Consider the following 24,675-nt stretch of genomic DNA (forward strand, 5'->3'; position numbering starts at 1 on the left):
GCTCAGGAACCGCCTGCGGTGGCCCTAGCAGGTGAGCTGATCTGTTCGAAACACCACGTTTTTTTACTCAATGAAGGTTTCACCTATGGTTAGCCGCTTTCTCGCTTGGTAGTAGGCACCGGTTTCCGCCGAACACGGCCGCTCTCCTCGGCAAACGCGATGGGCAATCAAACGAGCTACCGCCGCTCGGCAGGAATGATCAGCACTGAGCACTTGTGTCAGAAAGACTCAGAGCGTTACCAACGGCGAATAGACGTCGTCGAGCAAGATCAGCACGACGTTCGGCGCGCCTTTGGGAGGCTGAACCGGTTTTGGGAACTGCGCTTTGTCGGAATCAAGGTACGTGCGACCGATTTCACCTGGAAAATGAAAATCAGGTCGGGGAAGGACGAGCGGAGTCGCGGGATTCTGAAGTGGCTTTCCGATCTCCGCATTCTTCCCTTGGGCGAATATCGCAGCCGGCTGAAGCGAATTAGTGAGTATCAATGAAGCGGCCGCTACGGCAACAATGAAACCCAAATTACGTTGTGTCCGCATCGCGTCGCCTCCTGAGAGATTGATCGGGTTCACAATAATTTTACTAGTGGCGGGCGCGGTCGTCATCTTCCCCAGGTCAATAAGGTCCGCCGGAACTGTACGAGAATGATCCAAGCCCTTGGATTTCTTCGCACGCTCGGCAGCTCCTGACTTGCCTGTATTAGGGGCACGCTAGAAGACACGGACTTGGCCCATAACGGAGTCAATGTTGCGGACGTCGCCGTGTCGAACACCGATAACGATGCGGCCGGAATCACCGTTACTCCAACTTCAGGTTTGACGACACGCGAAGCCGGCGGCAAAGTGAGGATGTCATCGTGGGAAGTAGCGATGACGATGTGATTTGGGGCGGATCTAGCACCGATGTTCTGAACGAAGGTGCTGTCTTCGATCTCATCCTCGGCTTTGGCGGAGACGATCTGATCATCGGAGGCAATCTCAGCGAAGCGAATAGCCTGGACGGGCTGCGCTCGATTCAGTTGAAATGACAGCGAACCTATCGTTCGACGCTCGCAGCAGCAGTCTTCTGTCGAGATCAACCCCGCGACCATGACGTCAAGGCCGAATGGATCTTCGGTAACGACGACCGCGACGGGATTGTCCACTACGCTCTCCTCGAAATGATCTGGGATTTCAATGGTAATTCCGCTAGCGGTGACCGTCACAGCTACGACCTGCATGCCACGTCAACCGCTTACGACCGCGGATGAATAATTTCGACTCCGGGGCATGTGGACCGGCCAAGTCCACTGTCAGGCGCGGCAAGCGACAACACTCGCAAACTAAAAGTGGCGTAGCCGGCTTACTTGCCAATTCGTGGGAGAATTATCGGCTCGGCTCAGTCGCCCGCCCCTAGAATGGAAGTATGGAAAGAGAGGTTACTATGACCCCCAGTAAAGTCAGCGACCGAAAAGTGTGCTCTGCAGGACCTGCGAATCACAGCAATTGTGGACATGCAGACGCCGAATTGGCTCCAGGAGTTGATTCCGAGTTGGCGCAAGTCATCGCCAACTGCCACGAAACGCCGGCGAGTCTGAATGAAAAGATTCACGATAGTTTGGAAGCAGCCGAAGCATTGCTCCCTGTGTGTGCAGCGCCGGAAGACAAGTGAGACGGCCGAACCGCTCTGGAACTACCGAGGAAACCAGATGGATCGAACCCGGAAAGCCACTCGTGAAGGGAATGAAATCACCCTTCAATATCAAACGGCTGCCGATTCGCAGCTGATCGAGGAATTGGTTGAAGAACAACTGCGGAGTCTGCAATCGGCGTTGGCAGCGCTGCAGCTAACTCCCGAAGGTCAGGCCTTGTTGCAGCGGCGGACCAAAGCATTTGGCGACTGTGAGCGAGCTGCGGAAGAGTCCTCGCGCAGTTATTACCAAAAGCTCTCGCGTTGGCTCTTTCAAGAATTGCCGATCTCGAAAGCACCTCTCCATCCGCCCCGCCAGGTCACTTAATCGATCTTCAGTTCACTGGCCTCATGGTCGTAAACAGTTCGAGCAGGGTCTCGACGCTAAGGGGCTTGATGTAGTAGTGATTGAAGCCCGTCTCTTCCTGTCGCTGGCGATCGGCATCGCTCGGCGTGAATCCGGTCACTGCACAAATCACGACCTCCGCAAAGTTCGGCAACGCGCGGAGACGTTTCGCCACCTGGTAACCATCCATTTGCGGCAGGCCGATATCGAGCAACACCACATCGGGCCGCCATGTCGCGGCTATCTCTACGGCCGAGGGCCCCGTGCGCGCGACCTGCACTTCGTGACCGTGCAGTCGCAACAACAGACTGAGACTATCCGCGGCATCGACGTTGTCTTCGACAACCAGCACGTGAAACGACTTTCCCATTTCATGCCCAGGCTTCAATCCGGTTTTAGTCTCCGGCACTTTATGGTTCTGGAGCAGCGGCAGTTTGACCGTGAACTCGCAGCCGGCACCGAGCCCTGCGCTGTGCGCTTGCAGGCGGCCGTCGTGCATCTCGACGAGATTGCGAGCAAGGGCCAGCCCGATACCCAAACCGCCATACGACCGGCCGAGCGAGCCGTCGACTTGCGTGAACAATTCGAAAATGTGCGGCAGCATTTCCGGCGCAATCCCCACGCCGTTGTCACGGACGCGAACAACTGCCTCTCCACCTTCTTGCACGACCGACAACCGAATCAAGCCGCCGGTATTGGTGTATTTCGCGGCATTATTGAGCAGATTGACGATGACCTGCTCCATTCGCGCGGGATCGGCGTCGACCCAGATGGGTACCGTGGGGAGCGACACGGAGAATTCGTGTTTGCGCGCGTCGATGAAACTCCGCGTACTTTCCGCAGCATGATTGACAACAGCTCGCAGTTCGACCGGCTCTTTGGTTAGTCGTAGCTTGCCCTTGGTAATGCGGCTGATGTCGAGCAGGTCGTCAACCAGTTTGACCATCACGCCCACCTGGCGGTCGATGATGTTGCCTGCTTGTTCGATCAGCGGATCGTTCGTCCGCATTTGCCGCAGAATGCTCAGCGCATTGCGAATTGGTGAGAGCGGGCTGCGCAGTTCGTGCGAGAGCAACGCCATGAACTCTTCTTTACTACGGTTAGCGGCCGCCAGGCCATCGGCCCGTTCGCGCTGCGACAGCGTGGCATCGCTTTCGGTCAAGTCGTGCATCACGCGAGCAAAAGAGCGCGTTTGCTTGTGTTCATCGAGCAGCGGTGTGACCGTCGAGTGACACCAGAACCTGGTTCCATCTTTCCGCAATTGCCAGCGATTGCTGACGGCGGTGCCGACCGACAACGCAGTCTGCAGTTCAAACTCGGGCTGACCCGTTAGCACGTCGTCGGGTGTGAAGAATCTCGAAAAGTGCTGGCCGATGATCTCCGGCGATTGATAGCCGAAGAAGTGCTCCGCGCCGATGTTCCAGCAGAGGATGCGCCCATCCGGCCCTAGGAGAAACAACGCATATTCGCGGGCATCGGAAGCCAACAGGTCGAAACGTTGACTGAGTTCTTGCGACGACAGTCGCTCATTGTCTGCATTCATGGCGCTACCTTTACCATCCAGAAACGACCACAGACAAACGCGTCTGCGGTACGGATGGGGCAGATTGATTAGGTGGTTGTCGCCCACAGGTTGTGCCGACAATCAGATAAGAAAAGAGGGCCATCCGGCCGACTTGCGAACTGCGATTGTATCACACCAATGTGATTTATAAGCTTCACAGGTGTTGCGGCGACGTTAAAGTTCGGTAACCAATCGAAGCCCCTTGTGCTTTCGGGACGATAGGCGGACGATGTAACCAGATCTCTTTGGCCTTCTCGGCGCTCGCTTCTTTGAGCCTCGCCCCGAACTCCAAGTCTTTGGATGGGAGCGGAATATGACGCAAGCCTCGACAGGTATTCATGCGCACACAGGTATGGTTCGAATGGATGATTTCGCGGCGCCGGCGACTTGGGACGGTGGCGGCAGCGAATCGGTCGTCATCAAATTCAATGCGGCAAAAATGTCGCCGGAGCAACTCGAGCAATTAGCCGGCTTTCAAGGGAGGAGCGAACCCGTGACGATGGAATTTCCCGGCTGCCACGCCAGACAGGCGATGATTGTAGGCTTTGGCAACAAAGACAACACCGTTTACATAACGTGGCTCTAAGGCTGCTAACGGCCACTTTTGCACAAGCGGTCGATTGGTCTTTTATCTCACAGGTGAACAATGAACATCGCAGCCATTTTCTTCGTCTTTGCCGCGTTGGGTGGAATCTTAATGCTGGTGATGCGACTACTCGGGCATGGGCGTCCACCGACCTGGTTGGCAGTGGGGCATGGCGCCATTGCAGGCACTGGACTCGCCACCCTCGGGTTTGCCTGCTCGCAATCGATGTTGCCCGTTTCCGCCATCTGGTCGCTCGGGCTGCTTATCCTGGCAGCTCTTGGCGGTGCCACGTTGTTCATCGGATTTCATCTGCGCGGTCGCCCATTTCCGCTCCTATTCGCGATTGGACATGGATTGACTGCTGTGGCCGGTCTCGGATTCCTTCTGAATGCCATCTTTGGATAAAACAATTTAGTTCGTGTTCAGGTTCATAGCGAAGCGCCTGTCACTTGAAAATGCCTGGACGCGCACCAACCAGATTAGTTGAATTCCTCGATGCGCATCGCAGTCATTTCTCAATGGCCCGTGGCGCCGTACTCGACTGCGCACCTGTCGATACGCCGGGAAAGGGCAGAGTGAGTTGGGTTTGCCGCGCCCAATGTGGTCGGTCATTCAGCCAGGAAGCGTCAAGCTGGCCGATCGCCTGATCCTGATTTAGCGTTTGGCAGAAAGACCTTGGCAATGGCGTTAATCGCCAGCCTCAATTGGCCTTCTCTGGCACTGAGGCCAACATGCGCTTACATGGGATTGGGAAAACGATCAAAAGCATTCTGCGGTATGGCTAGCTCAGTCGTGAACCGGATGCCCTCTATAAGGCCCTCTGCGGGGTCGTGACAAGCCCCAGGCACTGTCGAACTAAATGCAACTGGGGGTATGCGATTTGCTGATTTGCTTTGGTTTCGCAGCGTGGAATCGGCATCTGAAGGCGAATCTCGCATGCGCCGTTCAGAGTCGGTTTAATTGTTGACTGCTCTTAGACCAAGTGGTCTCTCTGCGAGCATAAACTGCATCGGATTCTCGAAGCATGGTTGAGCCCCCAAAACGAGACCCCGGTAATTGGAGCTTTGAGGAACGCTGGCAGATCTTGATGGAGAACGTCAAAGACTTTGCCATTTTCATGCTTGATCCGCAGGGAAAAATTGCCACCTGGCATGACGGTGCGGAGCGCATTCTCGGTTACCGCGAGGATGAAATTCTCGGTCACGACTTCTGTGAGATTTTCACTCCAGAAGACATCGGTCGTAAGCAACCGGAAGCAGAGTTGGAGGGAGCACGCATCCGCGGCCGCGCCGAGGACGAGCGCTGGCATTTGAGAAAAGATGGTTCGCGTTTTTGGGCATCGGGAATCGTGACGTCGCTTTGGGATGATGCTGGGAACCTCCGCGGATTCGCAAAAATCTTACGCGATATCACCGAACGTAAAAAAGCCCAAGAGAAGTTGCTTGAAGAGAATCGTCGGAAAGACGAGTTCCTGGCAATCCTTTCTCACGAACTCAGAAACCCGTTGGCAGGCATTAGCAACGCGGTCGAGGTGCTCCGTTTGGAGCCGACATCCTCCGAAGTTATCGAGATCATTGCTCGCCAGACAGCGGCGCTACGCCGCCTCGTCAACGACCTGCTCGATATAACGCGAATTACTACGGGAAAGGTGGCTCTCCAACGCGAGCGGGTGAGCATCCAGGAAGTGATTGAGCGCACAGTTGCGGATCTTAGTCATCTCGTTGAAGCGGGGAGGCATAGATTAAATGTCTTTGTGCCCGCTAATGCCATCGTGCTAGACGCAGATCCGATCCGACTGCGACAAGTGCTTGAGAACCTGCTCAGTAACGCCGTTAAATATTCGCCGCCGGGAAGCACTATCGAGCTTAGCGCAAACCGACTTGGCAGTGAGTTGTTTCTCACGGTGCGAGACAACGGGGTCGGAATTTCGTCAGAGTTTCTGCCGCGAATTTTCGAAATGTTCATCCAGGGTGAACGTATCTTGGATCGAGCCCAAGGCGGCCTAGGCGTCGGTCTCACGGTCGCACAACGAATCGTCCAAATGCACGGGGGAAGCATCGAAGCGAATAGTGCTGGGGTAGGGAGGGGAAGCGAATTCTCAATTCGATTGCCAGTGCTTATTGATGTTGGCTCGATTGGGGAAAAGACCCACACAAACGAAGCCCCACGAGCGAAGACGCTGAAAATCTTGATTGCCGAAGACGATGAAGACTCGGCTGCAACAATCGCAATCTTGCTGCGGCGCGCCGGTCATACGGTGGAGGCCAAGCCTAATGGCGTGGAAGTCTTGAAAACTGCCAACATTTTTCAGCCAGACGTGCTGCTACTCAATCTTGGTCTGCCAATTCTTAGCGGCTTTGATGTGGCGAAGCGTATTCAGCAACATCCAGTGCTTCACAAAACCTGCCTCATTGCCATTTCGGGCAATGGCAGTCCAGACGATAGAGCTCGTTGCACGGAGGCTGGGTTCGATTTCTTCCTCCTCAAGCCCATCGCGTTCGACGAGCTTGAAAAAGTTTTGGCATTGATGAGTGAGTCCACGTGAGTTGCTCCCACTCCAGATACCTGATTGAAATATAGCGGTCCTTCACCACCGCGAGGATGGGACGGCAGAGCCAGATCGATTCCTTCCCTATCACACACAACCTTAAGCGCCTGACGTATTTCGGACCAAGATTCTTGTCGCGTGGGGCGAGGCTGCCCCAGCTCGGACATTTCCGCCTTTAATGACTTGGCTTCGTCGGAGTTGGGGTCCAATGACTTCTACTTTTCAGCGAGCGTGTCGATTTCGTCGTCACGTTGCTTGATGGCTTCTTTGAACTCCGCCGTCTGCTTCTGTTCCGCTGTGGCCCTCTCTTTACCAAGCGGATGTGCTCGTCCACGGAGTTTTCGTCTCCGACCCTGATCAGAGTGGTGGGACTTTCTGGGTCATTGTGCCCAACGAAATGCCTGTCACACTGAGTGGCACAATCTATTCGCTGCGGGCCGCTGAACAGTTTGGCCCCTCCGCCCCGAGTTCTTTGCGGGAGCTGAGCAATTAAGCGATATCTTTGGCGAAAGCCGTTCAATTTGCCGAAACGCGTGGAATTGGTTGACACCATTACCAATCTCACCGTCGCGGAAATCGTCGTCGTGGGACGGGATTTTAAGTGGAAGCGCAAGACTAGCCCGCTGCTGCATGGCGCACCGCCAGCGGAAGGAGTCGCCAAAGGACTGGCGCAGGCCAAGGTAGATGTTTTTGACGGGTTGCCAAAATAGCCCGTCACATGCGCTCCGGTGACTCTGAATGGATTCTCTCGCCGGAAGCCTTGTGGCGGGTTTTTAATCGAGCGACCGCGCGGTCGAAATCGACCGTCGAACTCAGCGTTCCGCACAAATAATCAAGGGATTTGTCAGAAACCGTACAGAACTCAGTCGGGCATTTTCTTGCGCGAAATTATTTTGCCTGATTGAAATTTGATTCGCAGATAATAGATTTAGGCAAAACCTCTCTCTGCCTTCTTATGGGTAGACCTTGTGACCGCGCGCACTTTTCTGTGCCCGAATTGTGGGCATGCAGTTTTACCGGAAACAGAGCTCGTAAAGGGTGGTCCCGGCCAAAAGCTCCGGGCGGGCGTTTGGTGGTGGGCAAGCGGCAGTAGCCATTCACAGGGTGTGATGGCCGTCGAGGAAGGCCGACCGGCAACCCCGGGTTACACGTTTACACGACTAGCCGATTTGCCGAACGCTGACTCAGGACTCGTCGTGTGACAGCGACGAAGACAAGTCTCTGTAGGCATTGGCTTGCGCGTGTAATTGCTTCGCCTTCTCTTCAAATGTTCCGACAGCGTCGGCCCCAGCAGCCCAACGCAGCGGCGGCACCGTCTGGCTCGCGAGTTCGACAAGTGCCTTAGCAAGTTTCGCCGGGTCACCGCCCTGCAAGCCACTCATTCCCTTCCACGCAGTCACTGTCCGCTTTGTCTTGTCTGCGTAATCATCAATTGCGGGCTCAGGCCATTTTGTGGATTCATCCGTCAGAAGTTCGGTGCGAAAAAAGCCAGGCTCTACGAGCATCGTGCGGATGTTGAATGGCTCAATCTCGGGCGCAATTGATTCCATCCAGCCCTCGACGGCGAATTTAGATGCAGCGTAAGCGGAAACGAAACCCTGTCCCAATATACCTGCGGTCGATGAAACCGTCACGATGAGCCCGGACCGTTGATTACGCATGATGGGAAGTACGGCGCGCGTGACATTCACGGGACCAAAGAAATTTGTCTCGACTTGTGCGCGAAAATTCTCTGGCGTGATTTCCTCGAAGAACCCCGCGTAGAAGTTCCCTGCATTGTTGACAAGCACGTCGATGCGGCCAAATTCCTTCACAGTGGCGTCCGCCGCCGCCTTGGCATCTTCGGGGCTCGTGACATCGAGCTTTACGACTAACAGGTCATCCGTCGTGCCGATTGCTTCCCTTACGACCATGGTGTTTCTACCCGTGGCAACCACTATATTGCCTGCGGCGCGAGCCGCTTTTGCGATGTCTACGCCCATGCCACGACCGGCACCCGTTATCAACCACACTTTGCTCATCATCGTCTCCGTTCTGTGCGAAAGGTTGCATACAGGCTGTGCTGGGCTTTTTTCGTGCGCTCATCGTTCACCCAGCAGCGTAGCTCACACGACTCGGAGCAGGCTTGACGAAGTTTATCGGAAGCCAATCTAGCTTCTAGCAGAAGCCTTCGGCTTTCGGCAAAGAGGATTCGCGATGTCGCGATGAGTTCGTCGAGTTCACTTGTCACGGGGCTGCCCTCGGATGCCGCATTGTAGGCCCAGCCATAGGCCACCGGATAGCAACCGCTTTTTCATGCGCCAACGCAATAGCGAATGCCGATAAATCAACAAACGCCATTCAGTGACGCTGCGGGGCAGGCGCGTCGCTGGGTGGCGTTTTTCGCTGACTGTCGGCAACCGTACTGACAGGAATCGTCAGTCGCACGATCATGGCCAAATGAACGAAGTGCGTCGCTGCCTCGCTTGCGGATCGACCGTGGGCACCGTGACCGATTTGCCCGCGCGTCCGGGCGCAGTGTTCTTCGATCAGGTGTTCAAGTGCGAATGTGGCAGAGAGACCACGTATATAGTGGTGCCCAACGAAGATGACGATGATAATGGCACGACAAGTGCTGAATAATTCGGACATCATCACTTAACACCCAGCGGGCCGGGTGCAAGATGTCGTCAGAGCGGATAAGAGAAGCTGTGCAGCGGTGCATTGAGCACTGCTACTCATCGGAACACTGGTACTGCTGCTGGTCCGAATTTATGGAAGGTCTTTTTCAAGACCGTTCGTGGTCGGTCGCCGAGATCGAGAAAGTTCAATTGGCACTCTGTAAAGTACTTCCGGTTGTAAGGACTGGCCAGAATCCGTTGACCGGGCGAAAGCCAAGCGGCGCAGAAATCGAGCAGGCTGTACAGCGCGTGCTGTCCCGGTGACGCTACCCTTGGCGCCATACCGCCAAGGGCGTCAGGTCGCCCTCGATGTCGCAGATGCAGTATCGCAGCAAGTCGTCAGGGCCATCGAAATCAGTGGCATCGTCCCACACCGCAACGTATTCACCGTACCACCGCGCGCAGCGCTCCGTGCTGGGGCAATGCACCCACCGGCGATACGTTGCCTCATGCAGACTCAAACTATCGCGCCAGCCGGGGCAATTCCTGTCCAAGAAAGCATCGAGGCGCAGAACATCGCTACTGCTGATCGGCTGATTAACGTAATGGGCCGGAGTCAGTTTCTTCATGCGCGGTTGGGTGACCGCAGCAGGGCAGGCTACCGGGCAGATCGTTGGTGGCGGGTGACTGGCGGGACCGGAATCCTAACGAAGATCAACGCTTGGAGGAACCCCTCAGCGTTGCTGTCGGAAAATGGATTACAATTGAACGAGCAACTGAGCCCTAGAAGGTAGCGAACAACTGATGCGGCTGGCTGATTTCATCGAAGCAAACATCGAACTCATACTCGCAGAGTGGGAAGTCTTCGCGCGTAAAATCTGGCCCCATTCTTCGGCGGGTGCAGTCGTGGACCCGGCTACGTTGCGAGACGACGCTGAGGATATTCTCCTCGCGACGGTTTCGGACATGCGATCCGATCAAACAACGTCGCAGCAATCCGAAAAATCTAAGGGCGGCGGTCTCGCGGGAAAAAGCGGCGACCAAGTTAATAAAGCATCCGAGTTGCATGGTGCTGGCCGCGTCGGCTCCGGCTTTCAATTGTGGGCGGTCGTCGCTGAGTACCGGGCGCTTCGCGCGAGTGTACTTCGCCTTTGGCGGGAAAGTGGGCCGGAAACCGACCTTAACGACATTGACGACGTTACACGCTTCAACGAGTGCATCGACCAGTCTCTCACTGAGTCCGTTCGGGCGTATACGAAGCAAGTCGAGCGCGACCGCGTCGAGCTGTTAGTAAAGGAACAAGCGGCGCGCAAAGATGCTGAAAATGCCAACCGCGCCAAAGATTTGTTTCTGGCTACCCTTAGCCACGAACTGCGGACCCCACTTAACGCCATCGTCGGCTGGATAAACATCTTGCGTTTAAGCGGCGACAGTGAAGAAAACCTCGCAGAGGGACTCGATGTCATCGAGCGAAATACCAAGGCGCAGGTACAACTGATCGAAGATGTACTGGACGTCTCACGCATCGTTTCCGGCAAGCTGCGTCTCGACATCCGCGACTGTGACCTGATTGACATAATTAACGCGGGCATCGACGTAGTCCGCCCGACAGCGAACGCGAAAGAGATTTCCCTTGAAGTGCAGCTTGATCCCACAGCACGCCGCGCGTCTTGTGATGCAACTCGGATGCAACAAGTCGTCTGGAACTTGTTAACAAATGCCCTGAAATTTACGGGCAAGAGAGGCGTAGTTCGCGTTACGCTGGCCAGGGAAAGCTCCTGCTTGCGGCTGATGGTGAGCGACAATGGGCAAGGCATCAGTCCAGAACTGTTGCCTTACGTCTTTGAGCGTTTTCGTCAGGCCGACAGCTCTACGCGACGAACTTACGGCGGGCTCGGACTTGGGCTCTCGATTGTCAAGCATCTGGCCGAAATGCACGGTGGAACCGTCGAGGCACAGAGCGGGGGCGAGGGGCAGGGCGCAACCTTCATTGTTAGTTTGCCGATTAAAGCCGTGCAAATTGCAGAAGCAGCTTTTGCGGATTCCGACTCAGAAAGCGATGCTACATCGGCAATGCGCCCCCCCGAACCACCGCCGGTGAGTCTGGATGGGCTGCATGTTCTGATTGTCGATGATGAACCTGACGCACGCCGAATGCTTTCAAAGGTACTGGAAGGCGTTGGTGCCCGCGTCACAACGGCAGCGACAGCCGCCGAAGCGCTTGCTGTGATCGCTAATGCCACAGACAAGCTCGACGTCTTCGTTAGCGACGTAGGAATGCCCAATCAGAACGGCTATGACTTAATCCGCGAAGTGCGCCGACTAGGGCATCACGCTCAAGGACTCCCAGCGGTAGCGCTGACCGCATTCGCCCACAAGGATGACGCGAGTGAGGCAGCAATGGCCGGATTTCAGGTCCATCTTGCAAAGCCGGTGAATCTACATGAGCTGACAGCAGTCATTGCCCGACTCGCTGGCCGTGTGTGATGAATCGCGAGCACAAGAGCATGGGCCCACTTTCACCGTCGTCTTAGTGCCATTCGACTTTGGGTAGTGTTGGATTAAGTGGACCTAGCCGGGAAGGCGGAATTAAGGGGAAGTCGTTTCACTGGCACCGTTCTCAATTCCCACGCCCCCGGCCTCACCTTCCGGTCGATCTGCTCTAGGGGCCAAAAGAAAATTGCAGACCACTCATTTCCAAAGCGGTAGGGGTATTCGAATGTTATATAGACGGGGCTAAGCGTTTGAGGCTTAGGACCGATGTGATCCATTTCCACGCGTACTTCCCTCTCGGGAACCACCAGCGCGGAGTAACTCCCCACGTACAGCACCGGCAGAAGCAGCAGGACGATGGCGAGGATGAGAGGAACTCGGTTCATTTTTCAATTTCCAGCCGCTGATACGCGTATTGCCATTCACCCCAGGCGTCAACGATCTCGTTCATCTGACGTTCCATGTCTTTAGGCGGCTTGTGCTGCCTTCTGAGCGACCAAACTCCGCGGCAGTGTTGCGCTAGGTCATCGCGCCGAACAATGTCGTAGGCTTTTATGCAAAGGTCAAACAGTTCGTCCCGATAACTTCGCTGCTGCCAAAACGAGCAATTCGGGTGAGGCTCATCCGGAAACATGAACTCCAATTGCCTGTCGAAATCGGCAAGTATTTCGTCAGCGGTCATTCGCGAACCTTTCCCGCGCATCGCGCGACTGTTCATTAGCTGCCGCTGGCCGAAACCAGCGTGCAGCAGGACTGCGGCCCGTGTCTTGGTGGCACACTCGATTTATACCCGAGCGAAGGGACCGGCAACGGATGGGTTCGATTCCTCCGCATTCCGCTCACTTTGCCCACTTCGCAGGCCATGCAGCAAGCGCGAGGTCTGCAAGGCGCTCCTGCCTTGCGTCGATCTCTTGTTTCCGCCACAGCCGTTGCTTGTTGAATTTGTATTCGCCAATTTCACTCGTCAGAATCAGCGGGCAATCCTTGTACACTGGCGCCTTGATTTTGACAAAATCGCCCCCGCCAACATCGGCGTTTGGCTTTGCCGCAAGTAGCGCTAGATTGCCTAGCCGAGTTCGCAATGCCTTTGCTTCATCTTCTGGAATGCTCCAAAACGGCGAAGGCTTTTGCGGCAATACATGCTCAACCGAACTCTTGGACTGCTCCCGCCTCACCAGCCAAGGCTTTTCAGTATCCGGCGTTGCTGCCTGCTCTAGGGCTCGCAAGTAGTATCGCGCCAAAACTGAGTCAGAAACCATGGCTGTAGCAAAGCCGGCTCTGAACTTTGCGTCTGCAGGAACAACGTCTTTGCTAAGCATCTCCGCCGACAGGTCTTTCGCTGTGCGAATTCCGCTGGGCGAGATTAGCGGCGCCACTTTAGCGATATCCTGCTCAAGCGTTCCTGCGGGCGGCCCGGCGATGAGGATACGTACCGAAGCGCAAATCAGATACTGAAGCGCTTTGATGATCTCGTTCTTTGCAAAGTGCCTCACTACCGCAAGAGTTAGTGGCCGAATCCGCTCGATGCCGATCAAGTTGATGATCGAAAGATTGTGACGAGAATCCTCGCCGTACTCTCCCCAATTCTCGTGATCCGAGTTCAGGATTGATGCGTAATGAACCGCACTTTCTGCAAGCTTCTCAGCCCAGAAAACGGCCTGCGCCGGCTCTCGCACTTCCTCTTTTAGGAACTTATAGAGATGCTTTTCTCTAACATGGCCCTTTTCTGAAATCCAAAGGTACCGAATGTAATCGACCGTTATTTCGCGACGAGTGACTGTCTCAAGAGCAGCCGACATTGCTTGCCATTTCGCTTCAGCAGCCTTGATTTTCTTGGTGCCAGCCGTGCGATAGATATGGTTCTTTAGCAGGTCCGCTTTCGACAAATCTAGCCCCCGGTCGTTCAGTGTCTCAAATACCGTATAGGCACTATCGTGACTGTCCACGATGACCAGAATCAGCTTCACTTTCTCGCGAATGAACTTGGTAATCTGCTTTAATCTTGCAATCGCGTGATCAATCGGCAAGTCCTTAACCAAGGCATGAACCCTGATGCGAATCATCTCGGCAGCAGCCGCGATCTTGACGTGGGAAGGCTTGTACTTGTTCTTTTTGTTCTCTGCGATTGGGTTCGTTCGATGCCCTTTGTTCGCTGGCTTGATAACGTGCAAGTTGAAAAAGTCGTGATCCTCAGTGTTGAGTGCAAGGCGGGGGGTATCCTCCCCGGTATCCTCGTCTGTTTCGCTCAAGTACTTCATCAAGGTTGCGGCTTCTTCGGCGCGATCCATCTTCATGTACCAGTCGCGAATTGCGCCGTAAACGATCATGGTTGTCGCAAGTCGCTGCTGACCGTCAACCACTTCAAGTATTTGATCATCCTCGCGCCTGCTAAGGACAATCGACCCCACAAAGTAATCGTCTCGCTTCTCCGCACCAGCAGCACGCAGAATATCTAGCCAGAAGTCTGTCACGTTGTCTTCAAGCCATGCGTAGGATCGCTGGTTTGAAGGTACCGCTAAAAAGTGTCTCGCCAGAAATGTTCCAATCCCGATTACATCCAGACCGTCGGCCGAAATCCCCATTATTTGCTCCGCGGAATAAAATGTGCGCGCTCACCAGCGGTTTCAAGCTCTTCCTTTGCCAACCTGCGCAATCTCTCGCGCACCCAGCCAGATAGAGTTAGTCCAGACAACTCGGCAGCCCGCTCGAATGCCGCTTTTTCATTTGGATCAAGCCGCAGTTCTAGCCGATCAGATCGAACCTTTTCACTCATAAAATCCTCCTTTTCTAAATGTACGGAAAAAACCCGTACAAGGCAAGGCTGAGCTATTGACCGTACGGCAATTGTACGTACAATACTGGCATAAGAAAACCCCGGTCAAACTTGCAGGAATGACCGGGGCTGCAAAGAAATCAGGCTGTCGCCCGATTCCCAGCGTGGTAACTGGAATCATACGCGAGACAGCCGCAACTTAGAAGGCTGTCCCAATGATCGATTTCATCAAGCCCGAATGCACCCACTCCCGCCGCAAGAAGTCCGGCCTCACCAAGAGCGGCACCCAGCGCTACAAGTGCTTGGACTGTGGCAAGCGGTTCACTGAATCCACGGCCACTTTCGCCGGAATGCAGATCGGCATGGAAACCGCCGTCGCGATCATCTCGCAGCTGTGCGAAGGAACCAGCGTTCGCGCTACCGCTCGCCTAGTTGGCGTAGACGTTAAGACGGTTCTCGAATTGCTCCTGTTGGTTGGCCCGCGCTGCAAGGCGTTCCTTGAAAGCAAGATTCAGAACGTGGAAGTGAGCGACGTACAGTGCGATGAAATCTGGCAATTCGTTTACTGCAAGCGCCGCACTGCCCGCAAGCTGGAACCGGAAACCGGCCACGGTGGCCCCTGCGGTGATAGCTGGTGCTGGACGGCAGTTGAACGGCATACCAAGTTGATCCTCTGCTTTCACGTTGGCCGCCGCACCGATGCTGACGCCGATGCGTTCACGACGAAGCTTCGCTATGCGACTGCCCCGAAGAAATTCCAGATTTCGACTGACGGTCTGTCGAGCTACGTCTATCCCATCGCCCACAACCTTGGCGAGCGGGTGGATTACGGCCGCTTGATCAAGATATACAAGGGCGGGGACAACGCTGGCGGTCGCTACAGCCCGCCCCGGATAGCCGGTGCGAAGCGCGAGACGGTTCACGGCAATCCGGACGACAAGCGGATCTGCACCAGCCACGTCGAACGGACGAACGGTTCAATCCGCTGTTTCTCGAAGCGCTATGGACGGTTGACGTACTGCTTCTCCAAGAAGTGGGAAAACCATGAGTGCGCGGTTGCCCTGCAGTTCGCTCACTTCAATTTCTGCCGCAAGCACAAGACGTTGAAAGCCACCCCGGCGATGGCCAGCAAGTTGGCTGACCACGTTTGGACGGTTGAGGAGTTGCTGACCGCGATTGCTGCCTAGTTGGCTGGCGAATCTGAGCCCCGCGAACCTAGCGGGGCTTTTTCGTGCGCGGGTAGAATGGCAAGCATGAAATTCACACTGCGGGATTTGTTCTGGCTCGTTGTTGTCGCCGCGATTGCAATGGGATGGTACGTTCACCACCGAGAAACAATGCGCATGGTTAGGTCTCGTGCGCCAATGCTGTACGAAGCAATGACCGGCGAAGAAATAACTGCCGAAGAAATCAATACGAACAACGTAAAGAAATAAGTTTCCGGATTTTTTCCATCCCCACTTATGGCGGCGGTTTTTGCCGGGTCCACTTAATCCAACACTACCCGACTTTGCCCCCGCGAAGGAGCTATCGAGACGCGGAAGTCGACCAACGCCGATGGCGAGTTCTCAGTCGGTGCCATCTTCGCTGGGCAGATCGGCGGCAACACGCTCATTCAGAATTCAGATCGCCTTGAAATGTGCCTGACCTGTGCGGTTCTCCGGCGTGGTCATCGCCGCGACTGGTCGTGAGCTGTCGATCGACAAAGCTCCCGTGATGAAGCTGAACTCTTTCGGCAGATACGCGAGCGTTAGCATTCCGGAACCATTGATCGATAAACTAATAGTTCGCATTGGGGTCACTTTCTCACTTCGCACGGATTGGCACTCTGCCGCACCGCTGTGCAAGACACCGTTGTTTTCCGCGGTTTCTTTCACTATCTGCGAAACCATGCGATTGGCTGCCGTCGGCTGCTGCTTCGCATTTTGCTTCGGCACTGCTTCGGATTCTGCTTCACCTTGCAGTGCGGCCTGAAACGCCTCATTGGTCACTTGGGCATAGTGTTCCAAGGCCACCGCTCGCGAGTTCCCCAGCCAGCTGCAAACGTCCTGAATGGGGTGAATCTTGAATAACTCTGTTTGCCGGGTGGCCCGCATGTTGTGAAACAGCTTGGGCCACGGTTTGACCCCTGCCCGAAGCATGATGCGGAGCAACTGAGTTCGCAGATTGGCATTCGTTTGCCGGTAGCGATTTATGACAAATTCGGTTCCGGGTTCGGCGGCATCCCATGCTGCCTCTAGGTACGGTTTCAGTTCTGCAAAGATTGGGCAAACGCGAATCCCGCTTCCTTCGTAGTGTTCCGTTTTGGTGGCCCGAACCGTCATTTCGCCCGCGGGCAAATTCACGTCGGCCCAACGCAGCGTAAGCAATTCGGATGGAACGCGTAGCCCGCCATAGCGGCTGAGTGCGATAATGGCCTGCCAATCAACGTCTGGGGCAGCGTCGATGATCGCTTGGAATTCCTGGCGAGTGACGAAGTGCTGGCGGGCTCGATTGCCCCGCACTGCGGTTGCCAATTCAATGAAGGGATTGGCGTCAATCTGCTTGCGTTTCACGGCCACGCTAAAAAACTGTCGGGCTCGTCCGCAGTGCCGGCGAATAGTGTTCTCACTTAGGCCGATCGCCTTGCCGTTCCGTTTACTGGCCTGCGTTGCCAGCCATACACTACGCGCTGGGAAAATCACCAAGGTCGAAAGCCGATCGCGAACTCGATTGCACGGTCGGATGCGCATTTACGCGCCATGTTGGCCGTCAGTCTGCCATTGATCGACAACCGTCTGACCATAACGCTGCAACTGTCGCGGACGCACTGTGTAGCGTTCTCCCGGTAGTGGCGAAGAAGTCTCATCGTATGCGAAGGAACGACTGAGCTCCTCGTTTCCCCAAAACTTTTTTTCGCATAGCAGGCCACGATGGACCAGTTCAGCGTACCAGAGCTCAGTTCGGTTGAAGAAGCCCAGGCATTGCTTGCTGCGATCATCACATCGTCTGACGATGCAATCATCAGTAAATATCTAGATGGCACTGTTCGAAGCTGGAACCAATCAGCGGAGCGTATTTTCGGCTACAGGGCTGAGGAAATCATCGGCAGCTCAATAACCGTGTTGTTTCCACCGGACCGGCTCGACGAGGAATCGCAAATCCTGGCGCGCCTTCAGAAAGGCGAACGCGTCGATCATTTCCAGACGCTACGCCTGCGCAAGGATGGCACGCCTGTGGCGGTATCGGTGACTATTTCGCCGGTATACGATGCTCGTGGTAACATCGTTGGAGCTTCCAAGGTTGCCCGTGACGTAACCCGAACCGCCGAACTTGAGGGGAAATTTGAGGCGATCATTGCCTCGTCTGACGATGCGATCGTCAGCAAAGACCTCAACGGAATTGTGCAGAGTTGGAATAATGCCGCCGAGCGTATGTTTGGCTATACGGCCACCGAGATGATTGGCCAGTCGATTACTAAGCTTTTTCCGCCCGACCGACTTGATGAAGAGCCTAAGATCCTGGAACAACTGCGCCGCGGACAGCGTGTCGATCACTTTGAAACGGTCCGGACGCGTAAGGATGGGCGGCAATTGGATGTTTCTGTCTCCATATCTCCCATCAAGGACCCAACAGGCAGAGTTATCGGGGTTTCCAAGGTCGCACGGGACATTAGCAGTATCAAACGCGTTTTGCGGGATCGTGAAGAGCTCCTTGAACGCGAGTCAGCGGCACGTGCGGAGGCCGAACGAGTCAGCCGAATGAAGGACGAGTTTCTTGCGACTCTTTCCCATGAATTGCGTACGCCGCTCAATTCCATTCTGGGATGGGCGACCATACTTCGTTCCGGCGGCGCGACAACCCCAAACGAGATGGAGCAAGGAATCGAGATCATTGAGCGCAATGCGCGCGCACAAGCGCAACTGATCGAAGAACTGCTCGATATGTCGCGCGTTATCAATGGCAAACTGAGGCTCGACGTCCAACCCGTCGACCTGCAAGTTGTGATATCCGAAGCGATCGAGTCAGTCCGACCGGCTGCTGAAGGTAAGGAAATCCGACTTACTAAGGTTCTCGATCCCAAAGGCGGGCCGATCGCTGGCGACCCGAACCGACTCCAGCAAGTTCTCTGGAACCTGCTGACCAACGCCATTAAATTCACACCCAAAAAAGGCCGCGTCCAAGTGTTTCTGCGCCGCGTGAATTCGCACGTTGAAATAAGCGTGGTGGATTCTGGCGAGGGGATTTCCGCCGAGTTTTTGCCACATCTGTTTACTCGCTTCTCGCAGGCCGATACATCGATCTCTCGTCAATACGGCGGCTTAGGCCTTGGATTGGCCCTGGTTAAATCACTGGCAGAGTTGCATGGCGGCAGCGTGCAAGCTTTCAGCCCGGGTCGCGGACAGGGCTCGACTTTCACTGTATCGCTGCCGCTAAGTGCAGTTCATCGCGACGAATCTCAGCCCGTCCTCACGCCTGCCCCATCGCCCAAAGATCCCCAGTCGGGTGCTGACTTTGAAGGATTCCATGTGCTAGTGGTCGACGATGACCCGGATGCACGTAATCTCATCCAGCATATTCTGACAAAGTGCAACGCCACGGTTACCACAGCGGCAAGCGCGGCCGAGGGCCTTGCGGCCGTGAAGCAGCATCGTCCCGACATGGTCTTGAGTGACATTGGTATGCCCATCGAGGACGGCTACGAATTCCTTATCCAGCTGCGTCAGTTATCAGAGGCCGAAGGCGGCGATACGCCTGCTGTGGCTCTTACTGCATTTGCCAGATCGGAGGATCGCCGCCGGGCACTGCTGGCAGGCTTTCAGATGCACCTGCCGAAACCGGTTGAAGCCACGGAACTCCTCGCGGTGGCATCGAATCTCTGCGCCTCAAGCCGCCGCGCAAAATCTCGCAGGTAGTGGCAGGTTGCGCAGCACGGTCCCTTCATCCCTAACGCGGGCGAAGCGCTGGTTAGTATTCGTGGACATCAGGCGATGCTCGCTTGAGCGTAGGGCGCCCACGCTTACTCAGGAGAACTATATGTGCTGGACGCTTCGGTCACATCGACCGAGGTGTGTCGGACCGGAACATGTTGCCAGTCGTCGACCTCCGACATCAATTGTTAAATTCTTGATTCCGGGTCGCCGAATCAGGTTGGCGTTCCATCCTCCGGCCAAAGCCGGCAGCCGGCCCCACAGACGATGAGAACTCGCGCTCGGTGGGCGACTCGCACGATCGTTGCCGCGGCGATAGAATTTCCTCTCAGTTGCCCTGAAGATCTTCTCGTCGAATCTTTTCTGAAACTGACGCGGCCCGCAACTCTGTAGGCGCGTGAGTGCCGATGACCGAGCAACTAGCCCAGTAGAAGGGGGAGAATCTGCATGTTCCGAAGGCTCTATCTCGTCGCCATCGTGTTGATTATTGTCGTCGGGTTCTTCAGTTGGCTGACAACCAGCGGCAAACGGGGGACCGCGTTGGCCCAAGAGCAAAACTCCGCTCCGCAACCGAAGTCCAGCGAGAAAACTGAACCGTACAAGATTGACCGCACGGTGCTGCCGATTCCCGAACCGAAGATTCCGCATAGCACGGTCTTCGATGCGCGGAACGCGAAAGCGCCGCCACGGTTCCAGGTGAAGGCTCCTGAGAAAGCGCCGAATGTGCTCATCGTTCTCATTGACGATATGGGCTTCGGCATGTCGAGCGGCTTCGGCGGACCAATCGCCATGCCGACGCTGGAGCGTTTGGCAAACAACGGTTTGCGATACAACCACTTCCACACCACGGCACTTTGCTCACCGACGCGCGCGGCGTTGTTAACCGGCCGCAATCACCACATGTGCAACATGGGGTCGATCACCGAGACGGCGACTTCGTTTCCCGGCCAGACCGGACAACGTCCGAATAGCGTAGCTCCCGTCGCACAAACGCTAAGGCTTAACGGCTACAGCACGGGCGCGTTCGGTAAGAGTCACGAAACGGCTGCGTGGGAAGTGAGTCCTTCTGGTCCCACCGACCGTTGGCCCACGCGCAGCGGCTTTGACAAGTTCTATGGCTTCCTCGGCGGCGAGACTAACCAATGGGCACCGATGCTCTACGACGGGCTGAACCCAATTGAAGTGCCAAGAACGCCCGGCTATCACTTTATGACCGACATGACGGACAAGGCAATTGGCTGGATGCAATTTGAAAAGTCGCTCACGCCGGATAAGCCTTTCTTCATGTACTTCGCCCCTGGCGCGACACACGCGCCTCATCACGTGCCGAAGGATTGGATTGCAAAGTACAAAGGAAAATTCGATCAAGGCTGGGATAAAATGCGTGAGGAAACGCTGGCCCGGCAGATCAAGCTCGGCGTGGTTCCCGCCGGCACAAAGCTCGCCCCTAAGCCTAGCGCGATCAAGGATTGGGATAAACTCAATGCCGACGAGAAGAAGCTCTTTGCCCACCAGATGGAAATCTATGCGGGCTTCGGCGCGTATGCCGATAGCGAAATCACTCGCCTGGTCGATGCCGTAGATGACCTCGGCGAACTAGACAACACGCTGATTTTTTACATCGTCGGCGACAACGGTACCAGCGCCGAAGGAGGTATGAACGGGCTGTTTAATGAGTACAGCTATTTCAACGGTGCACCAGAATCGGTCGAGGACATTCTCAAGCATTACGACGAACTCGGCGGACCGCTGTCGTATCCGCACATGGCCGCCGGCTGGGCTGTTGCGGGCGACGCGCCGTTCGCTTGGACTAAGCAGATCGCTTCCGAATTTGGCGGCACCCGCAACGGCATGGTTGTGCATTGGCCCAAAGGCATCAAAGCGAAAGGGGAGCTGCGTACGCAGTTTCACCACGTGATTGACATCGCCCCAACGATTCTGGAAGCAGCCGGACTGCCCGAACCCAAGTCCGTTGATGGCACCGTGCAAACGCCGATCGAAGGCGTGTCGTTGAAATACACCTTCGACGATGCGGCCGCGAAGACCACACACACTACGCAGTATTTCGAGATCTTCGGCAATCGTTCGATCTATCACGCTGGATGGTTGGCCGGCACCGTCCATCGCCCGGCGTGGGATTTCCTGCCGAAGACTTCGCTCGAAAAGGACACGTGGGAGTTGTACGACACTCGCACCGACTTTAGCTGCGCGAACAACATCGCCGATAAGAATCCCGCGAAGCTCAAGGAGTTGCAGGAACTGTTTCTGAAGGAGGCGGTGAAGTATCAAGTGCTACCGCTCGACGACCGCGTGCTGGAACGGACCAACGCTGACCTCGTGGGCCGCCCAGAACTGATTGGCCACCGGACTTCGCTCACGCTGTATCCCGGTATGAAAGGCATGACAGAGAACGTCTTCATCAACCTTAAGAACAAGACGCACTCGATTACCGCAGAGTTGGAGATTCCTGAGAAGGGCGCGAACGGCGTCGTGCTGGCACAAGCGGGACGCTTCGGCGGTTGGAGCTTGTATGTGCAGGACGGCAAGCCGGTCTACACCTACAACTTCCTCGGACTGGAGCGTTTCTCGGTGAAGGGAGACTCGGCACTGCCTGTGGGGAAAGTGACGCTGCGCTTTGAGTTCGCCTACGACGGCGACGGTCTCGGCAAAGGAGGCACAGGGACGCTGTTGGTGAACGGGAAGAAAGCCGGCGAAGACAAGATCGGACGCACGCAGCCTAATATCTTCTCAGCCGATGAAACGGCTGATGTGGGGGTCGATGAAGCCACGCCGGTGACCGAAGATTACAAGGAAGGGGACAACGCGTTCACCGGCAAAATTCGGAAGGTGATTGTGGAGTTCACACCGACGAAAAAAGTGGCCGCGGACCAGGCTAAGGAAAAGGAAGCTGCTCAGGCGCGCAAGTTGGCAGAATGAACCTTCTAGTAAGTGATTAACCGAGCTGGCGCCAATTCCGAGTCCCGTGGCTGCTGGCAGCGGGGCTCGGCCTCTGTCTATCGCAGGGCCTTTATGAACACCGGACGCATCAGCCTTCTTGTGGCAACTGCCATTGTCGTCGTGGCCACGGCGGCGAACTCGCCAGCGCACGCTGCCGATCCGCTTCCTTCATGGAACGATGGCCCGACAAAGCAGGCCATGGTCGCTTTCGTCGAAAAGGTCACGAAGGAAGGATCGCCTGGCTTCGTCCCCGTCGCCGAACGCATCGCCACGTTCGACAACGATGGCACGCTCTGGTGCGAACACCCCGTGGTGCAACTCGTGTTCGCCATCGACCAGCTCAAGGTACTGGTCGACAAGCAACCGCAGTTGCGCGAAAAGCCGGCGGTCGCGGCGGCCCTAACGGGCAACATGGCGTACTTCGAGAAAGAGGGCGAACATGCCATCGCCGAAATCGTCTTCCTCACTCACGCAGGGATGACAGTGGACAAATTCCACGAGTTAGCTGTGAAATTCTTTAACACGGCCAAGCATCCGAAATACGGGGTGCTACTCAAGGAGGCCACCTACCTGCCAATGCGCGAACTGCTCGCCTATCTGCAGGCCAACGGATTCAAGACGTATATCTGCTCCGGCGGCGGGATCGAGTTCATGCGGGCCGTGTCCGAGGAGATCTATGGCATTCCGCCAGAGCAAGTCATTGGCAGCGCGGGTGTTCTGGAGTTCCAGGACAAAGATGCTAAGGCCGTGTTGCTCAAGACCCCGAAACTGCTGACGTACAACGACAAGCAGGACAAACCGGCGGGTATCGAGTTGCACATCGGCCGGGTGCCCATCTTCGCCGCGGGCAACGTCCGCACCGGCGGGGACATCGCGATGCTCCGGTACTCCCAGAGCAGTAAGCACCCGTCACTGCAACTGCTCGTGGACCACGACGACGGGGATCGCGAGTTCGCATACGCCGAGAAAGACGGCGCTTCGCTGAAGGCCGCGAAGGAACACGGATGGACCGTCGTGAATATCAAAGACGACTGGAAGGAAATCTTCTCCGTCAAGAGATAAGCGAACGACCTTCGGATTTCTAATGCCGACTGGCAGCGCCGGCGCAATCAAGCCGGCGAGCCTTTCTCGGTGCAAAGGCATTGACCGCCGCACCTCGCTTCGGTCACATCGGCCGAGCGGCTTGCGGGTAAGCGGCGTGTCGGACCGACGCGCGACTGCCGGTTCGTGATTTTGACGTTGCGCCCATGCAGAATGCTCCGGCTCGCCAGAAATCGGCCCAATTCGGTTATCGCTACTGACTTTGGTTAGCCGCGCAGATGGCCCGCCACGGTTCACACGGCGACGCTTGGCGGGTAAGGTCAGGTGATCCACTTATAAGATGGGTAGCACTTTCTCTGATGTTAACTGGAATGCTCCAAACACTACCCGCCGGAGAGCGTGTGAATACCGTCACTCACGCCGCCGGATGCGTTCTGAGCATCGTGGGCTCGGGCGTGCTCATGGCTCGCGCCGTCGAGACGGCCGGTCCTTGGCGAATTGCAGGGTGCGCCATCTTTTCGGCAGCCCTGGTGGCTGTTTACGCCGTCTCCACTCTTTCGCACGCCATTGCTCAGCCCCAACGACGGCGGCTCTTTAGAATTCTCGATCAGGGCTTGATCTACCTGCTAATTGTGGCGAGCTACACCCCGTGGTCGTTGGCATACCTGCGTACGCCTTTCTGGTGGGGATTCTTGGCAGTCATGTGGTCGCTGGCGATTGTGGGCACTGTGTCGAAGTTGGTGCTCGCCCACCGTATCGATTCAGCCACCCTCTGGTCGTACTTGCTGCTTGGCTGGTTAGCTCTGATACCGATGGCAGCCCTCCTTCCTTCTCTTCCCTTGGCCGCTGCGGGAACGGTTTTCGCCGGTGGAGTTTGCTATAGCGCGGGAACCATTTTTCATCACTGGGATAATCGTGAATACCACTGTCACGGCATCTGGCACGTCGCCGTAATCGGCGGAAGTCTCTGCCACTGGTACGGAGTCTTGGTGTACATCGCGGGGAGCCGAACGTAGCTCGCTAGCAGACAATCAGCCGCTTCGGTTACATCGTCCGATGGCTTCCCTACACGAGCTCCAATTCGGCGACTCGCCCATTCCTCTGCTCGCGCCGACGCCGCTTGATCTCGCGGGTATTCTTGCCGCTCCCATACTTCGCGCGCTGGTTGCTAGACCTTCCACACTTTGGAC

General features: G+C 55.9%; 21 protein-coding genes. 12 read left to right on the forward strand and 9 right to left on the reverse strand.

The features are described 5' to 3' along the window. Positions 1–228: 228 nt before the first annotated feature. Complete coding sequence (locus tag M9Q49_RS23630) at positions 229–603, reverse strand: hypothetical protein (RefSeq protein WP_254511435.1); 375 nt, start codon at positions 601–603, stop codon at positions 229–231. After that, positions 600–1,217, reverse strand: a complete 618-nt coding sequence (locus M9Q49_RS36300) for a hypothetical protein (RefSeq protein ID WP_254511437.1) — start codon at positions 1,215–1,217, stop codon at positions 600–602. Before M9Q49_RS36300 ends, M9Q49_RS23630 begins: the two co-directional genes overlap by 4 nt. A 468-nt stretch (positions 1,218–1,685) precedes the next feature. Here M9Q49_RS36300 and M9Q49_RS23640 point away from each other — a divergent pair, with 468 nt between their 5' ends. Then, positions 1,686–1,994 (forward strand): hypothetical protein, encoded by a 309-nt coding sequence (locus tag M9Q49_RS23640; RefSeq protein WP_254511439.1) that lies wholly within the window; start codon positions 1,686–1,688, stop codon positions 1,992–1,994. A 7-nt stretch (positions 1,995–2,001) separates the two neighbouring features. Here the strand turns inward: M9Q49_RS23640 and M9Q49_RS23645 are convergent, their stop codons facing one another. Next, positions 2,002–3,555, reverse strand: a complete 1,554-nt coding sequence (locus M9Q49_RS23645; RefSeq protein WP_254511441.1) for a hybrid sensor histidine kinase/response regulator — start codon at positions 3,553–3,555, stop codon at positions 2,002–2,004. Positions 3,556–3,937: 382 nt separating this feature from the next. Between M9Q49_RS23645 and M9Q49_RS23650 the strand changes: the two genes are divergently transcribed. The 4 genes from M9Q49_RS23650 (at position 3,938) to M9Q49_RS23665 (ending at position 7,420) form a co-directional block, all read left to right on the forward strand. Further along, the gene (locus tag M9Q49_RS23650; protein ID WP_254511443.1) at positions 3,938–4,162 is read left to right on the forward strand and encodes a hypothetical protein; all 225 of its coding nucleotides are present in this window, start codon (positions 3,938–3,940) and stop codon (positions 4,160–4,162) included. A gap of 60 nt (positions 4,163–4,222) precedes the next feature. Beyond that, positions 4,223–4,567 (forward strand): hypothetical protein, encoded by a 345-nt coding sequence (locus M9Q49_RS23655; protein WP_254511444.1) that lies wholly within the window; start codon positions 4,223–4,225, stop codon positions 4,565–4,567. Positions 4,568–5,186: 619 nt separating this feature from the next. Then, the gene (locus M9Q49_RS23660) at positions 5,187–6,707 is read left to right on the forward strand and encodes a PAS domain-containing hybrid sensor histidine kinase/response regulator (protein ID WP_254511446.1); all 1,521 of its coding nucleotides are present in this window, start codon (positions 5,187–5,189) and stop codon (positions 6,705–6,707) included. Positions 6,708–7,249: 542 nt separating this feature from the next. Then, the gene (locus tag M9Q49_RS23665) at positions 7,250–7,420 is read left to right on the forward strand and encodes a hypothetical protein (protein ID WP_254511448.1); all 171 of its coding nucleotides are present in this window, start codon (positions 7,250–7,252) and stop codon (positions 7,418–7,420) included. Positions 7,421–7,894: 474 nt separating this feature from the next. Here M9Q49_RS23665 and M9Q49_RS23670 read toward each other — a convergent pair whose 3' ends face one another. Together M9Q49_RS23670 and M9Q49_RS23675 are read right to left on the reverse strand one after the other, a co-directional pair. Beyond that, positions 7,895–8,731, reverse strand: a complete 837-nt coding sequence (locus M9Q49_RS23670; protein WP_254511450.1) for an SDR family oxidoreductase — start codon at positions 8,729–8,731, stop codon at positions 7,895–7,897. A gap of 905 nt (positions 8,732–9,636) precedes the next feature. Further along, the gene (locus M9Q49_RS23675) at positions 9,637–9,939 is read right to left on the reverse strand and encodes a hypothetical protein (protein WP_254511452.1); all 303 of its coding nucleotides are present in this window, start codon (positions 9,937–9,939) and stop codon (positions 9,637–9,639) included. Positions 9,940–10,114: 175 nt separating this feature from the next. Here M9Q49_RS23675 and M9Q49_RS23680 point away from each other — a divergent pair, with 175 nt between their 5' ends. Further along, a complete protein-coding gene (locus M9Q49_RS23680; RefSeq protein WP_254511453.1) occupies positions 10,115–11,797 on the forward strand; it encodes a hybrid sensor histidine kinase/response regulator in 1,683 nt (560 codons plus the stop codon). Between the two features lie 388 nt (positions 11,798–12,185). On the opposite strand, the gene M9Q49_RS23685 is transcribed toward M9Q49_RS23680, so the two are convergent. From M9Q49_RS23685 to M9Q49_RS23695, 3 genes are all read right to left on the reverse strand, one after another. After that, positions 12,186–12,485 carry a hypothetical protein gene (locus M9Q49_RS23685; protein WP_254511454.1) on the reverse strand — a complete coding sequence of 100 codons (300 nt, stop codon included), beginning with the start codon at positions 12,483–12,485 and terminating at the stop codon, positions 12,186–12,188. A 157-nt stretch (positions 12,486–12,642) separates the two neighbouring features. Next, positions 12,643–14,385, reverse strand: coding sequence for a DUF262 domain-containing protein (locus M9Q49_RS23690; RefSeq protein WP_254511455.1), 1,743 nt, complete (start codon positions 14,383–14,385; stop codon positions 12,643–12,645). Continuing rightward, on the reverse strand, positions 14,385–14,576 hold the full coding sequence (locus M9Q49_RS23695; protein WP_254511456.1) for a type II toxin -antitoxin system TacA 1-like antitoxin: 192 nt from the start codon (positions 14,574–14,576) through the stop codon (positions 14,385–14,387). Before M9Q49_RS23695 ends, M9Q49_RS23690 begins: the two co-directional genes overlap by 1 nt. 215 nt (positions 14,577–14,791) lie before the next feature. Here M9Q49_RS23695 and M9Q49_RS23700 point away from each other — a divergent pair, with 215 nt between their 5' ends. Continuing rightward, positions 14,792–15,763 carry an IS1/IS1595 family N-terminal zinc-binding domain-containing protein gene (locus tag M9Q49_RS23700; protein WP_254511457.1) on the forward strand — a complete coding sequence of 324 codons (972 nt, stop codon included), beginning with the start codon at positions 14,792–14,794 and terminating at the stop codon, positions 15,761–15,763. 66 nt (positions 15,764–15,829) lie between these two features. Then, positions 15,830–16,012 (forward strand): hypothetical protein, encoded by a 183-nt coding sequence (locus tag M9Q49_RS23705; RefSeq protein WP_254511458.1) that lies wholly within the window; start codon positions 15,830–15,832, stop codon positions 16,010–16,012. A 186-nt stretch (positions 16,013–16,198) separates the two neighbouring features. Here M9Q49_RS23705 and M9Q49_RS23710 read toward each other — a convergent pair whose 3' ends face one another. Continuing rightward, positions 16,199–17,137 carry a tyrosine-type recombinase/integrase gene (locus M9Q49_RS23710; RefSeq protein WP_254511459.1) on the reverse strand — a complete coding sequence of 313 codons (939 nt, stop codon included), beginning with the start codon at positions 17,135–17,137 and terminating at the stop codon, positions 16,199–16,201. Between the two features lie 351 nt (positions 17,138–17,488). Here M9Q49_RS23710 and M9Q49_RS23715 point away from each other — a divergent pair, with 351 nt between their 5' ends. The 4 genes from M9Q49_RS23715 (at position 17,489) to trhA (ending at position 24,501) form a co-directional block, all read left to right on the forward strand. Further along, positions 17,489–19,471 carry a PAS domain S-box protein gene (locus M9Q49_RS23715; RefSeq protein ID WP_254511460.1) on the forward strand — a complete coding sequence of 661 codons (1,983 nt, stop codon included), beginning with the start codon at positions 17,489–17,491 and terminating at the stop codon, positions 19,469–19,471. A 462-nt stretch (positions 19,472–19,933) separates the two neighbouring features. Further along, entirely contained in the window at positions 19,934–22,423 is a 2,490-nt protein-coding gene (locus tag M9Q49_RS23720) for an arylsulfatase (RefSeq protein ID WP_254511461.1), read from the forward strand. Between the two features lie 93 nt (positions 22,424–22,516). Further along, positions 22,517–23,506 carry an HAD family hydrolase gene (locus M9Q49_RS23725; protein WP_254511463.1) on the forward strand — a complete coding sequence of 330 codons (990 nt, stop codon included), beginning with the start codon at positions 22,517–22,519 and terminating at the stop codon, positions 23,504–23,506. Positions 23,507–23,856: 350 nt separating this feature from the next. Continuing rightward, entirely contained in the window at positions 23,857–24,501 is a 645-nt protein-coding gene (gene trhA / locus M9Q49_RS23730; RefSeq protein ID WP_254511464.1) for a PAQR family membrane homeostasis protein TrhA, read from the forward strand. The last annotated feature ends 174 nt before the right edge of the window (positions 24,502–24,675 follow it).

The sequence above is a fragment of the Anatilimnocola floriformis genome (genome assembly GCF_024256385.1).
In the GTDB taxonomy this organism is placed as follows: Bacteria; Planctomycetota; Planctomycetia; order Pirellulales; family Pirellulaceae; genus Anatilimnocola; species Anatilimnocola floriformis.

Excerpts from the sequence above, each read along its gene's own strand:
- M9Q49_RS23630 (WP_254511435.1), bottom strand. The coding sequence starts at position 603 with ATGACGACCGCGCCCGCCACTAGTAAAATTATTGTGAACCCGATCAAT.
- M9Q49_RS36300 (WP_254511437.1), bottom strand. The coding sequence starts at position 1,217 with ATGCAGGTCGTAGCTGTGACGGTCACCGCTAGCGGAATTACCATTGAA.
- M9Q49_RS23640 (WP_254511439.1), top strand. The coding sequence starts at position 1,686 with ATGGATCGAACCCGGAAAGCCACTCGTGAAGGGAATGAAATCACCCTT.
- M9Q49_RS23645 (WP_254511441.1), bottom strand. The coding sequence starts at position 3,555 with ATGAATGCAGACAATGAGCGACTGTCGTCGCAAGAACTCAGTCAACGT.
- M9Q49_RS23650 (WP_254511443.1), top strand. The coding sequence starts at position 3,938 with ATGGATGATTTCGCGGCGCCGGCGACTTGGGACGGTGGCGGCAGCGAA.
- M9Q49_RS23655 (WP_254511444.1), top strand. The coding sequence starts at position 4,223 with ATGAACATCGCAGCCATTTTCTTCGTCTTTGCCGCGTTGGGTGGAATC.
- M9Q49_RS23660 (WP_254511446.1), top strand. The coding sequence starts at position 5,187 with ATGGTTGAGCCCCCAAAACGAGACCCCGGTAATTGGAGCTTTGAGGAA.
- M9Q49_RS23670 (WP_254511450.1), bottom strand. The coding sequence starts at position 8,731 with ATGAGCAAAGTGTGGTTGATAACGGGTGCCGGTCGTGGCATGGGCGTA.
- M9Q49_RS23675 (WP_254511452.1), bottom strand. The coding sequence starts at position 9,939 with ATGAAGAAACTGACTCCGGCCCATTACGTTAATCAGCCGATCAGCAGT.
- M9Q49_RS23680 (WP_254511453.1), top strand. The coding sequence starts at position 10,115 with ATGCGGCTGGCTGATTTCATCGAAGCAAACATCGAACTCATACTCGCA.
- M9Q49_RS23685 (WP_254511454.1), bottom strand. The coding sequence starts at position 12,485 with ATGACCGCTGACGAAATACTTGCCGATTTCGACAGGCAATTGGAGTTC.
- M9Q49_RS23690 (WP_254511455.1), bottom strand. The coding sequence starts at position 14,385 with ATGGGGATTTCGGCCGACGGTCTGGATGTAATCGGGATTGGAACATTT.
- M9Q49_RS23695 (WP_254511456.1), bottom strand. The coding sequence starts at position 14,576 with ATGAGTGAAAAGGTTCGATCTGATCGGCTAGAACTGCGGCTTGATCCA.
- M9Q49_RS23700 (WP_254511457.1), top strand. The coding sequence starts at position 14,792 with ATGATCGATTTCATCAAGCCCGAATGCACCCACTCCCGCCGCAAGAAG.
- M9Q49_RS23705 (WP_254511458.1), top strand. The coding sequence starts at position 15,830 with ATGAAATTCACACTGCGGGATTTGTTCTGGCTCGTTGTTGTCGCCGCG.
- M9Q49_RS23715 (WP_254511460.1), top strand. The coding sequence starts at position 17,489 with ATGGACCAGTTCAGCGTACCAGAGCTCAGTTCGGTTGAAGAAGCCCAG.
- M9Q49_RS23720 (WP_254511461.1), top strand. The coding sequence starts at position 19,934 with ATGTTCCGAAGGCTCTATCTCGTCGCCATCGTGTTGATTATTGTCGTC.
- M9Q49_RS23725 (WP_254511463.1), top strand. The coding sequence starts at position 22,517 with ATGAACACCGGACGCATCAGCCTTCTTGTGGCAACTGCCATTGTCGTC.
- trhA (WP_254511464.1), top strand. The coding sequence starts at position 23,857 with ATGCTCCAAACACTACCCGCCGGAGAGCGTGTGAATACCGTCACTCAC.